The following is a 12,268-nucleotide window of genomic DNA, read 5'->3' as shown; positions in this document are numbered from 1 at the left end:
GAAACGGCCCAGCTTGTTCGCGACGACTTGCTTCCGGAGGACGCCATGACCCGCACCCTGAAGACCCGCCTCGGCCTGACCTGCGCCGCCGCCCTGATGCTGGCCGTCGCGCCCGCCGGGGCCCAGACCGCTTCGCCACAGACGGCGCCGGTGGCCGCCCCGCAGGCCGCGGCCCCGAGGCCAGGCTCGGATGAATGGCTGCGCCAGCGCGGGGAGACCTATCACTCGGCCCCGGAGTCGGCTCAGGACCCTGCGGAAATCACCGCCACCGCCAAGCTGAACGAGGGCATCGCCGCCCGTAACGCCGCCGCCGAACAGGCCGAGGCCGCTGATCAGGCCCGCTTCGACGCCGAAAACCAGCGCTACCAGAACGACACCGCCCGCTCAAACACCGCCCGGGTCCAGTGGGAGTCCGACGTGGCCGCCGCCAATGCCGCCCAGGCCCAGTGGGAGCGGGAACGCGCCGCCTATGAGGCCGAGGTCGCCGCCTGCCGCGCCAGCCGCCGCACCTGCGTGGTCACGCCCCGCTAGGGCCGCCCGCATTGCGCCCCTCTCAGGGGCGTGACACCGTTCCCTGCAGAGACGGAACGAGGTTGGGCGTGGCGCGTGGACAGCTGACACGACGAGGGCTGGGGCTGGCCGCGGGCGCGGCCCTGACGCTGGGCCCCGCGCCGTCGCTGGCCCGGGACAGACGACTGGCCGTCGCTGAAACCCGCCATGGATCCGTGCGCACCGACACCGACGGGATGGTGTTGTCGGCCAAGGGCGTGCCCTATGGCCGGGCGCGTCGGTTCGAGCGGCCGGAGCCGCCCGTCCCCTGGACCGGGCGACCGGATTTCACCCTCTACGGCCCGGCCTCGCCCCAGCGCGGCAATGAACCGAACCAGGCGGAAGACTGCCTGAGGCTGAACCTCTGGACGCCCGCGCTGGATCAGGGGCGCCGCCCGGTGATCGTCTACATCCACGGCGGCGCCTATTCGACCGGATCGGGCTCCAGCCTCCTGACCAACGGCGCGCGGCTGGCGGCGCGGGGCGATGTGGTGGTGGTCACGGTGAACCACCGGCTGGGGCCGCTGGGCTACGCGCCCCTGGCCCGGATCGCGCCGGGGTTCGAGGACAGCGGCAATCTGGGCCAGTTGGACCTGGTTCTGGCGCTGGAGTGGGTGCGGGACACTATCGCGCTCTTCGGCGGCGATCCGGGCTGCGTGACCCTGGTGGGCCAATCGGGCGGCGGGGCCAAGATCGCCACCCTGATGGCCATGCCCGCCGCCGCCGGCCTGTTCCACCGCGCCGTGACCATGAGCGGCCAGCAGGTCACCGCCTCCGGCCCGCTGAACGCCACACGGCGCGGGCAGGTCTGGCTGGAGGCGCTGGGCCTGACGCCGGACCGGATCGACGAGGTGCGCACCCTGCCGGTCCAGCGGCTGATCGAGGCGGCGGGGGCGACCGATCCCATCCTCGGCGGTGCCCTCTATTTCGGCCCGGTGCTGGATGGACGCAGTCTGCCGCGCCATCCCTTCTGGCCCGACGCCCCGGCGCAGTCGGCGTCCATCCCGATGATGATCGGCAACTGCCGCGAGGAGACCCTGGCCTTCCTCGGCGACGATCCGGCCCATGTCGGCCTGACGTGGGAGACCCTTCCGGCCAAACTGACCCCGTCGCAGATGCGCATCGACATCGCCCCGGAAGAGGTGGTCGCTTGGTATCGCGCCCAGCATCCGGAGATGACGCCCGATCAGGTGCTGATCCGCGCGACCACGGCGGCGCGGTCGTGGCGAGCGGCGGTGATCGAGGCCGAGATGCGGGCGGCGCAGGGTTCCCCCGCCTTCGTCTATCAGCTGGACTTCCCCAGCCGCCGGACCAACGGGCGGACGGGGGCGTATCACACCTCGGACATCCCCCTGATGCTGGACAATGCCATGGCCGAGGGCTCGGGCGCCTCCGGGCCGGACGGACAGGCCATGGCCGACCGCATGGCAGACGCCCTGATCGCCTTCGCCCGCACCGGCGATCCGAACCACCCCGGCCTGCCGCGCTGGACGCCTTACTCACTGGCCCGCCGCGAGACGATGGTGCTGGACCGGAACAGCCGTATGGCCGACGATCCACGCGGGGACGAGCGCCGGTTCTTCGGGCGCATCCCCTACATCCAGCCGGGGACCTAGGAGAGCGGCGCCTCCGCCCGCAGCCGATCACTCTCGATCCCGGCCTCCAGCACCGCCATGACGGCCAGCGCCTGCTCCGGCGGCACAGGGTTGCCGCCCCGGCCGGTCAGGGCGGCGGCGACGGCGGCGTAGTAGGCGGCATAGTCGCCCGGCGGGCAGGCGACCTCGGTCCGCGCGCCCGTGGCCCCGTCGACCACGATGGCCGGACGCGGATCGACGCCCCAGCCCTCCGAGCCGACGCCCTGCCGGGCCTTCAGCTGATCCTCCTGCACATCCAGCCCGCCCTTCAGCCAGCTCGCCTTCGCCCCGTGCACGGCGAAACGGACATCCGGCGCCGGGGTGGTCATGTCGGCATGCAGGATCACCCGCTTGTCGGCGTAGCGCAGGACGGCATGCGCCCAGTCCGTCGCCTGCCCGCCGTCCCTCAGCACCGCCAGTTCGCAGGTGATGCCCAGAGGTTGGCCGAACAGCACCAGCGCCTGGTCGATCAGGTGCGGGCCGAGGTCGTTCCAGATGCCGCCGCCCGGCCCGTCGCGCTCCCGCCAGCGGTCGCGGACCTCGGGGCGGAATCGGTCGAAATGGCTCTCATAGGTGCGGATATCGCCCAAGGCGCCGGACGCGATCTGCTGCTGCAGGCTTAGGAAGTCGGCGTCCCAACGGCGATTGTGGAAGATGGACAGGAACAGCCCCTTCTCGCGCGCCAGATCGGCCACGCCGCGCGCCTCCTCCAGCGACGGGGCGAAAGGCTTGTCGATGACCACCGCCTTGCCCGCCTCCAGCGCCGCGCGGGCCTGGGGCGCATGCAGGTCATTGGGGGTGGCCAGGACGACCAGATCGATCTCCGGGTCGGCCAGCACAGCCTCCAGATCAGCGACGGGGCGCGCTTCGGGCCAGGCGGCGCGGACGAGGTCGGGCTTGCCCGTGACGATGCTGTGCAGCCTCAGGTCCGGGCAGGCGGCGATCAGGGGCGCATGGAAGGTCTGTCCGGCATAGCCGAAGCCGACGAGGGCGACGTTGGGAAGGGATGACGCGGTCATGCCCCGTTCTAACGCAGCGGGCGCAGGAGCGGGGTCACGTTCGGCGACCGGAGCTTAAGCCCCCGCCTCTTCGTTGCGCTTCTTCATCAGGGCGTCGAACGAGCCCCAGACGCCATCGGCGCCGTGCCACGAGCCCTTGGTCGCGGCCTTGGAGTATTCGGTGGCGCGGGCTTCGAAGAAGTTGGCGTGCTCGACCCCCGACAGCAGGGCCTGCAGCCACGGCAGCGGGTTGTCCTTCACGCCGCCGTACAGCTCCGGCAGTTGCAGCTGGCGCAGGCGCCAGTCAGCGATGAAGCGGATGTAGGCCTTGATGTCGTCGGCGGTCATGCCGTTCACCGGGCCCATCTCGAAGGCCAGGTCGATGAACTTGTCTTCCATGTTCACCACGGTGCGGCAGCACTCGACGATGTCGTCGGCGACCGCCTTGGTGACCGCGCCGGTCTCCTTGTTGAAGGCGTGGTACAGCTTGATGATGCCCTCGCAGTGCAGGCTCTCGTCCCGCACCGACCACGAGACGATCTGGCCCATGCCCTTCATCTTGTTCTGGCGCGGGAAGTTCATCAGCATCGCGAACGAGGCGAACAGCTGCAGCCCCTCGGCGAAGCCGCCGAACATGGCCAGGGTCCGACAGATGTCGGCATCCGTGTCCACGCCGAACTGGCCCATGTAGTCGTGCTTGTCGCGCAGGGCCTCATATTCCATGAAGGCGCCGAACTCGGCCTCGGGCATGCCGATGGTCTCGAGCAGCAGGGCGTAGGCCGCGATGTGGATGGTCTCCATGTTGGCGAAGCTCGCCAGCATCATCTTGACCTCGGTCGGTTTGAACACCCGACCGTAGCGCTCCATGTAGTTGTCCTGGACCTCGATGTCCGCCTGGGTGAAGAAGCGGAAGATCTGGGTCAGAAGGTTGCGCTCGGCGTCACTTAGGTTGACGGCCCAGTCCTTCATGTCCTCGCCCAGCGGCACCTCTTCGGGCATCCAGTGGACCTGCTGCTGCTTCTTCCACATGTCGAACGCCCACGGATAGCGGAACGGCTTGTAGGCGGCCGAGGGGGTCAGCAGACCCGGCGTGATCAGACCAGTGGGCGAGACGTGCGCGTTCATCGGGAGCTCTGGAACGAATCCGTGGGGGAGAAGTGATTTTCACAATGCGGGCGAGCGGCCCCGGCGCCAAGCCGAAACAAGGCTATTTTGCGATCAATTTTTTCATGACCGCTAGATGTAGTAGCTGAGCCATACTCTCTTGGGGACGAACCGGGGGATGATCCCAAGCGGGACTTATGCCGCCCGGCCAAGGACTTGGATGCGGAACCGCGCCGCCGGGCGCAGGTTTGGCCCGGAAGGAGCATCTCCATGACCTACACCGTCTACGGCGCCGCCGGCTCGGGCTCGGTCCCGGTCGAGGCGGTCCTGACCCTGATCGGGGCGCCCTACGAAGTCATCGAGGCGGTGACCTGGGAGGGCGACGCCGAGCGCGACAAGGTGGCCCCGGTCAATCCGATGCGGCAGGTCCCGGCTCTGATCACGCCCGCCAATTCTGAAGGAATTCGCGAGACGATCACCGAAAGCGCCGCCATCCTGATCTGGCTGGCCGAGCAGCACCCGGAGGCCGCCCTGGCGCCCGAGCCGGGCGATCCACGCCGGGCCCAGTTCCTGCGCTGGATGAGCTTCATCCCAGCCTCCATCTATTCGATGTTCTGGGTGCGGGACGTGCCCTCCCGGCTGGGCGGTGACGATCCGGCGGCGCATCAGGTGATCCAGAAGCGCACCGCCGAGCGCATCGCCGAATGCTGGGGCGTGATGGATCGCCAGATCGCGCCGGGCCGCTGGCTGCTGGGCGACGAGATGACGGTGCTGGACCTCTATGTCGCGGTGGCCAGCCGCTGGACGCCCGGCCGCGCCCGCTTCGCCGAGGTCGCCCCGCGCATGGCCGAGGTGGTGGCGCGGGTGGACCGCCTGCCGGAACTTCAGGCCTTCTGGGCCGAGCGCTTTCCGTTCGAAGGCTAGGCCGCGCGGCTGACCCGGGCTTCGGGCAGGTCGCCGGCGAGGGCGCGGTTGACCGCGTCGAACAGGCCCGCCTGGCTGATCGGCTTGGCCATGTGGGCGTTCATCCCGGCGGCGAGGCAGCGCACCACATCCTCCGGCATGGCGTCGGCGGTCATGGCGACCACCGCCATCCGCCCGGCGTCGCCCGGCAGGTCGCGGATGCGGCGGGTGGCCTCCAGCCCGTCCATGCGCGGCATCCGCACATCCATCAGCACCAGATCGAAGGTCTCGGCGCGGGCGGCGGCGACCGCCTCGACCCCATCGCAAACCTCGACCACATGGCAGCCGAAGGCCTGCAGCATGATGCGGGCGACCTCGCGGTTCACCGGGTGATCATCGACCACCAGAATGCGCGGCGGCAGATCCGGGGCGGGCTCGACAAGCACGGGCGCGGGCTCGACGGTTTGAACCGGCTCGGGCTCGGCGTCGGCCAGCCGGACCAGCGGCAGGTAGAGGCTGAAGGTCGAGCCGACGCCCAGCTCGCTCTCGACATCGACGATGCCGCCCAGACGGGCCACGTGGCGGGCGACCAGCGCCAGGCCCAGCCCCGCGCCCGAGTGACGGCGGCGGATCGAGGCGTCGCCCTGGGCGAAGGCCTCGAACATGTCGGCCATGGCCTCGGTCGGAATGCCGCTGCCGGTGTCCGACACGCGAATGACGACGCCGTCGGCGCCGCGCTCGAGGCGGACCACCACCTCGCCGGTCTCGGTGAATTTCACGGCGTTGGCGACCAGCGGGTGGATGGCCTGGCGCAGGGCGCGGCGGTCGCAGGCGAAGCGGGCGCCGGTCGGCAGGCCGTCCTCGACCGCCAGCCTTAGCCCGCGCGCATCGGCGGCGGCGCGGCTGGGCGTCAGGGCCTCGCAGGCCACGGCGGCCAGATTCAGCGGCTCCAGCGACACCGCGTCGTCGCCATGGGCGAAGTCCAGAATGTCCTCGACCAGCATCAGCAGGCCATCACTGGACTCGCGTATCTGACGCACCTGCCAGCGGGCATCCGGCGCCAGATCATAGCGGGCGGCGAGCAGGTCGGCGAAGCCCGCCACGCCGTTCAGAGGCGTGCGCATCTCATGGCTCATGACCGCCAGGAAGCGCGAGCGGGCGGCGGCGGCGTCCTCGGCCCGGCGGCGGGCCTCCTGCGCCGCGATCGTGCGGGCGCGCAGCCGGGCCTCCAGCCGACGCCGCTCACTCATCACCGTCGACAGCGGCAGGACGGTGATCACCATCGACAGCATGAACAGGTTGTAGATGCCCAGCCGGCGCAGCAGGGGCGACACCCCCTCCAGTCCCGGCACGTCGGCCAGATGGGCCAGATGCACCGGACCGTGCCCCGTCAGGGTGGCCGCCCCACTGATGGCCGCGACGATGATCAGGCCGCTGGCCGCCATCTTGGGCGACAGACGCAGGCCGATCAGCAGCATAGGGGGCAGGGTGACGAACAGCAGCGGGTATTCGTTCTGCCAGAATACCGCCGCCGTCACGACCGTCATCAGCGCCATCAGGGCCACGGCCTCGGGCGCCGAGGCGCGGGTCATGCCCTTGAAGCGGTGGACGCGGGCGAACAGCAGAAGCACCGGCGTGACCAGCAGCAGGCCCATCGTCTCCATGACGAAGAAGGACTGCAGATTGAACAGCCAGACCGGCAGCGGCGGCTGGCGCAGCACCCAGACCAGGCTGAAGCCGATCACGGCGATGACGGCCACCGCATTGGCCGAGATGATCATGAAGCGGATCAGACGACGCGGGCGGCGCATGTCCAGCGCGGCGCCGCAGTATCGACGGGCGATCACGGCGGCCAGCATGGCCTCACCCAGATTGAGCACCGCGTTGATCCAGAGGAAGACGCCCGGATCGCCGCGGAAGGTGTTCGAGAAAAGGTTGATCGCGAAACAGGCGGTGATCACCGTCATCGCGGGGCGGCGATGCAACTGCAGCAGGGCCGCGACCATAATGCCGTTGGACAGCCAGACCGCGACGCTGCCGAAGGTGTCGACGCTCCAGTGGCCGATGAGCTGCGACAGGGCGAAGAGCAGCACATACAGCCAGGGCGGCGGGCCGGCGACGCGCCCCGCTTCGTGTCTGAATAGACGCCAACGTCCCTTCAAGCGGCGGCCCTCCCGGCTCCAACCCGATGGAATATCCTTATGGGTCAATCCGTAAACAAACTTGGCAGCAGTCGAATGAGGGATTTCCCGTAACGCAGATGTCCGATTCCGGACGGAACTTGACCGCGAGCCGAGCCGTTTTTCGCCCCGCGTCGCCGGAGAAAAGCGCCCATGTCAGACACCGTCGCCGAGCCGTCCTTCCATCCGCCGGAAGAGGCTTTGGCCTTCTATGAGGAATCCCTCCGCCTGCTGAAGGAGAGCGGCATTCCCTTCCTGCTGTCCGGCACCTACGCCGTCACCGCCTATACGGGCATCAGCCGCCCGACCAAGGATCTGGACGTCTTCTGCAAGCCCGGCGACTACCCCCGCATCCTCGCCTTCTTCCAGGCGCGCGGCTACCGCACCGACGTCGAGGACGAGCGCTGGATCGCCAAGGTCTGGAAGGACGAGAAGCATTTTTTCGACGTGATCTTCGCCATGTCGAACGGCACCATCGCCGTGAACGACAGCTGGTTCGGCGACGACAGGATAATTGTCTACGGCCATGAGGTCGGCATCACCCCGCCCACAGCCCTGATCCTGTCCAAGGTCTTCATCCAGGACCGCTATCGCTACGACGGGGCCGACGTGAACCACGTCATCCTCAAGCAGTCGGACGCCATCGACTGGAAGAGCCTGCTCGACCAGATGGACCTCTACTGGGAGGTGCTGTTCGCCCACCTGCTGAACTTCCGTTTCGCCTATCCGACCGAGCGGGACCGGGTCCCCGGCTGGCTGGTGGTCGAACTGAACGAGCGGCTGCGCGCCCAGGTCGATCTGCCCGCGCCGCGCGTGAAGGTCTGCCGTGGCCGCCTGTTCAGCCCGCGCGACTACATCGCCGACATCACCGAATGGGGCTTCGGCGACATCGTCGGCAAGGGACTGGAGGAGCGCCATGACCCCATACATTAAGGTGCGCTATCGCTCGGCTCGCGGAGCCTCGCTGCTTGAGCGCGGGAGAACGCGCGGAGATGTCCTCCCCATGCCATGGGGAGGGGGGCCGCGAAGCGGTGGAGGGGCGGCATGAACGACCCGCAAACGCCCCAGCCCGGTCTGGACGCCGGACCGAAGAAGAAGCTGCGGGTGGCCGCCGTCGGCGACCTGCACGTCGGCGAGAACCACGAGCGGCCGCACCGCGAACTGTTCGAGAGGGTGGCCGATGACGCCGACGTCCTCTGCCTGTGCGGCGACCTGGTGAATTTCGGCAAGACCCGCGAGGTCGAGATCCTGCTGGAGGACATCCGCGCCTGCAAAATCCCCATGGTCGGGGTGCTGGGCAATCACGAGCATGAGTGCGGCCAGCCCGAACATGTGACGAAGATGCTGTGCGACGCCGGCGTCCAGATGCTGACCGGTCAGGCCTATGAGATCGAAGGCGTCGGCTTCGCGGGCGGCAAGGGCTTCGTCGGCGGCTTCGGTCGCTACATGCTCAGCCCCTTCGGTGAGGCGACCATCAAGACCTTCGTGCAGGAGGCGGTCGAGGACGCCAACCAGATCGAGAACTCGATCCGCATGCTGCGCACCGAACGCTCGGTCGTGCTGCTGCACTATTCCCCGGTGGTCGACACCGTCATGGGCGAGCCGCCCGAGATCCACGCCTTCCTCGGCTCCTCACGGCTGGGCGAGACGATCGACCGCTATGACAACGTCAGCCTCGTGGTCCACGGCCACGCCCATCGCGGCGCCCCCGAGGGCAAGACCCACAAGGGCGTCCCCGTCTACAACGTCGCCCTGCCTGTGCTGAGGACCCTGGGCGACCAGCCGTACCGGGTGTTTGAAGTGTAAAGTGTCCTCCCCGTCGCGGTCCGCGATGGGGAGGTGGCGCGCTTCGGATACGAAGCGTGACGGAGGGGGCGGCTCAGGCCTGTGAAAGCCATCCGCCAATCCCGTCACATCTGCGCCGCCCCCTCCGTCTCATCGGCTGATAGCCGCCGAGCCACCTCCCCATTCGCAACGCGAACGGTGAGGAAACCTACCCCGCCCCTTCATCCTGCAACCGCGCATGGGCCGCGCTCTGGCGGCGTTCGACCGCATAGGCGACCAGCCACAGGGCCATGGCCCAGGCGGCGCCCGCGCACCAGCCGGCGATGACGTCCGAGGCCCAGTGGGCGCCGAGGTAGACCCGGGTCAAGCCGATCAGCAGGGCGATCAGGATGGCGCAGCCCAGCACGAAGGCCTTCAGCCGCTTCTTGGGGAAGGCCCGGGTCAGCATGACCCCCAGCGTCAGATAGAAGACCGTCGACAGCAGGGCGTGGCCCGAGGGGAAGCTGGCGTTGATCGTCTCCACCGCCTGATAGGCCAGCGGCGGACGCTCGCGCTCGAACAGGGCCTTCAGTCCCTCGCTCAGACAGACACCGCCGATCAGGCCGACCACCAGCAGCAGCGCCGACAGCCGCTTGCGCTGGATGACCAGGAAGCTGAAGGCGATCACCGCGAACAGGGTCAGGACCGAGATCCCGCCCAGCGAGGTCAGGTCCGCCGCCGCCTCATGCAACCACCACGGCCCGCGCGGCTCGCCCGCCACGGGCTGCAGCCAGTGCAGGACCTGCAGATCGAACCTCTGGCCGTCGGCCTCGGTCATGTCATCGGCGACCTCGACGAAGGTCATGACCCCCAGGGCGATGATCATCAAGGCGCTCAAGGCGGCGATTTCGGTGCGGGCGATGCGCAGCGCGCGGCGCCAGAATACGACTTGCTGTTCCCCGGTCATGGCCAAGCTAACGGTCCCGTTTGTGGGACGTTCCACTCACGCGTTCGTGATCGAATATGGCGTAACCTTGTCATGCCCGCGTCGCGGCCTGTCCACAGGCTAATCCCCCGCCAAGACGACGATTCGCCCAGAAAGTGATCGTCAAGCCCGTTGACGGGTCATCAACCATCTGGCTCCCATATATTGGTTCGAGGCGCACCTCACCCACTAGGTCTTGTGGTTGCGGCGCGGGGATAGCTCGTAGATTTTTTGTTCAGGGCGGCGATCAAATGGCTGGCGGCGAAGCGTTGAAGACTGTGGAATTCCAGACGGTTGCAGGCGCCGAGGGCGAAGCTCGCCCCCACCTGTCGCTCGTTCCTTCGATCCAGATCGACCGTTCGCGGGATGATCTGCTCACGGACTTCGGCAAGAAGACCCTGGAGGACCGCTATCTGCTGGCCGGCGAGAGCTACCAGGACATGTTCGCCCGCGTGGCGACCGCCTTCTCGGACGACGCCGAGCACGCCCAGCGCGTCTACGACTACATGTCCAAGCTCTGGTTCATGCCGGCGACCCCGGTACTGTCAAACGGCGGCGCGGATCGCGGCCTGCCGATTTCCTGCTTCCTGAACGCGGTCGGCGACTCGCTGGACGGCATCCAGAACGTCTGGAACGAGAACGTGGCCCTCGCCTCGAACGGCGGCGGCATCGGCACCTACTGGGGCGGCGTCCGCTCCATCGGCGAGAAGGTCAAGGGCGCGGGCCAGACCTCGGGCATCATCCCCTTCATCCGCGTGATGGACTCGCTGACGCTGGCCATCTCGCAGGGCTCGCTGCGTCGCGGCTCGGCCGCCGTCTACCTCGACATTCACCACCCGGAGATCGAGGAGTTCCTCGAAATCCGTAAGCCGTCGGGCGACTTCAACCGCAAGTCCCTGAACCTGCACCACGGCATCTCGATCACCGACGAGTTCATGGAGGCGGTGCGCGACGGCAAGACCTTCGACCTGCTGTCGCCCAAGAACAAGGAAGTGATGAAGACGGTCGACGCGCGCGCCCTGTGGCAGAAGATCCTCGAGATCCGCCTGCAGACCGGCGAGCCCTACCTGATCTTCTCCGACACGGTGAACCGGCAGATGCCGCAGCACCAGAAGGACCTGGGCCTGTCGGTCAAGCAGTCCAACCTGTGCGCCGAGATCATGCTGCACACCGGCCGCGACCATCTGGGCGTCGACCGCACCGCGGTCTGCTGCCTGTCGTCGGTCAACGCCGAGACCTTCCTGGAATGGCGCGAAGAACCCAAGTTCATCGAGGACGTGATGCGCTTCCTCGACAACGTGCTGGAAGACTTCATCCGCCGCGCCCCGCCCGCCATGGCCGCCGCCGTCTACTCGGCCAAGCGTGAGCGCTCGGTGGGTCTGGGCCTGATGGGCTTCCACTCCTTCCTGCAGTCGCAGGGCGTGGCCTTCGAAAGCGCCATGGCCAAATCGTGGAACATGCGCCTGTTCAAGCACCTGCGTCGCGAGGCCGACAAGGCCAGCCGCCTGCTGGCCGAAGAGAAGGGTCCGTGCGAGGACGCCGCCGAGCGTGGCGTCATGGAGCGCTTCAGCCACAAGATGGCCATCGCCCCGACCGCCTCGATCTCGATCATCTGCGGCGGCACCTCGGCGGGCATCGAGCCGATCCCGGCCAACATCTACACCCACAAGACCCTGTCGGGCTCGTTCGCGGTCAAGAACCCCTACCTGCAGAAGCTGCTGGGCGAGAAGGGCATCGACACCGAGGCCGTGTGGAACTCGATCCTCGAGCACGAAGGCTCGGTCCAGCACCTCGACCAGCTGAACGAGGACGAGAAGGGCGTGTTCAAGACCGCCTTCGAGCTGGACCAGCGCTGGATCGTCGAACTGTCAGCCGACCGCGCCCCGGAAATCTGCCAGGCCCAGTCGATCAACCTCTTCATCCCCGGCGACGTGGATAAGTGGGACCTGCACATGCTGCACTGGCGCGCGTGGGAGACCGGCGTGAAGTCGCTCTACTACCTGCGCTCCAAGTCGGTGCAGCGCGCCTCGTTCGCGGGCTCGGAAGACAAGGCCGAGGCCGAGGTCGATCCGAACCAGCCGGATCTCTTCTCGGCGGCCCGCACAGACTATGACGAGTGCCTGGCCTGCCAATAAGGCCTCGGACTGACAT

At 68.1% G+C, this 12,268-nt stretch carries 10 protein-coding genes; 6 read left to right on the top strand and 4 right to left on the bottom strand.

All coding sequences use genetic code 11. The features are described from left to right. Positions 1–45 precede the first annotated feature (45 nt). Both ACTIEF_RS03210 and ACTIEF_RS03205 read left to right on the top strand, forming a co-directional pair. Positions 46–531, top strand: coding sequence for a hypothetical protein (locus ACTIEF_RS03210; RefSeq protein WP_439470756.1), 486 nt, complete (start codon positions 46–48; stop codon positions 529–531). Positions 532–599: 68 nt separating this feature from the next. Continuing rightward, a complete protein-coding gene (locus ACTIEF_RS03205; protein ID WP_439470755.1) occupies positions 600–2,165 on the top strand; it encodes a carboxylesterase/lipase family protein in 1,566 nt (521 codons plus the stop codon). Here the strand turns inward: ACTIEF_RS03205 and ACTIEF_RS03200 are convergent. Both ACTIEF_RS03200 and ACTIEF_RS03195 read right to left on the bottom strand, forming a co-directional pair. Further along, complete coding sequence (locus tag ACTIEF_RS03200; protein WP_439470754.1) at positions 2,162–3,202, bottom strand: oxidoreductase; 1,041 nt, start codon at positions 3,200–3,202, stop codon at positions 2,162–2,164. The two genes, ACTIEF_RS03205 and ACTIEF_RS03200, sit on opposite strands and share 4 nt — an antisense overlap. Positions 3,203–3,256: 54 nt before the next feature. Next, positions 3,257–4,306 (bottom strand): ribonucleotide-diphosphate reductase subunit beta, encoded by a 1,050-nt coding sequence (locus tag ACTIEF_RS03195; protein WP_439470753.1) that lies wholly within the window; start codon positions 4,304–4,306, stop codon positions 3,257–3,259. 249 nt (positions 4,307–4,555) lie between these two features. Here ACTIEF_RS03195 and ACTIEF_RS03190 point away from each other — a divergent pair, with 249 nt between their 5' ends. Continuing rightward, positions 4,556–5,209, top strand: a complete 654-nt coding sequence (locus ACTIEF_RS03190) for a glutathione S-transferase family protein (protein ID WP_439470752.1) — start codon at positions 4,556–4,558, stop codon at positions 5,207–5,209. Here the strand turns inward: ACTIEF_RS03190 and ACTIEF_RS03185 are convergent. Further along, positions 5,206–7,350 (bottom strand): response regulator, encoded by a 2,145-nt coding sequence (locus tag ACTIEF_RS03185; RefSeq protein WP_439470751.1) that lies wholly within the window; start codon positions 7,348–7,350, stop codon positions 5,206–5,208. The genes ACTIEF_RS03190 and ACTIEF_RS03185 overlap by 4 nt on opposite strands. A gap of 171 nt (positions 7,351–7,521) precedes the next feature. On the opposite strand from ACTIEF_RS03185, the gene ACTIEF_RS03180 reads away from it, so the two are divergent. Together ACTIEF_RS03180 and ACTIEF_RS03175 are read left to right on the top strand one after the other, a co-directional pair. Continuing rightward, entirely contained in the window at positions 7,522–8,301 is a 780-nt protein-coding gene (locus ACTIEF_RS03180) for a hypothetical protein (RefSeq protein ID WP_439470750.1), read from the top strand. A 111-nt stretch (positions 8,302–8,412) separates the two neighbouring features. Further along, complete coding sequence (locus ACTIEF_RS03175; RefSeq protein WP_439470749.1) at positions 8,413–9,174, top strand: metallophosphoesterase family protein; 762 nt, start codon at positions 8,413–8,415, stop codon at positions 9,172–9,174. A gap of 187 nt (positions 9,175–9,361) precedes the next feature. Here ACTIEF_RS03175 and ACTIEF_RS03170 read toward each other — a convergent pair whose 3' ends face one another. Then, positions 9,362–10,099 (bottom strand): phosphatase PAP2 family protein, encoded by a 738-nt coding sequence (locus tag ACTIEF_RS03170; protein WP_439470748.1) that lies wholly within the window; start codon positions 10,097–10,099, stop codon positions 9,362–9,364. A 269-nt stretch (positions 10,100–10,368) separates the two neighbouring features. On the opposite strand from ACTIEF_RS03170, the gene ACTIEF_RS03165 reads away from it, so the two are divergent. Continuing rightward, positions 10,369–12,252 (top strand): ribonucleoside-diphosphate reductase subunit alpha, encoded by a 1,884-nt coding sequence (locus ACTIEF_RS03165; RefSeq protein WP_439470747.1) that lies wholly within the window; start codon positions 10,369–10,371, stop codon positions 12,250–12,252. The last annotated feature ends 16 nt before the right edge of the window (positions 12,253–12,268 follow it).

Source organism: Brevundimonas sp. (assembly GCF_051858995.1).
Taxonomy (GTDB): Bacteria; Pseudomonadota; Alphaproteobacteria; order Caulobacterales; family Caulobacteraceae; genus Brevundimonas.
This window is presented reverse-complemented; position numbering and strand designations above follow the sequence as displayed.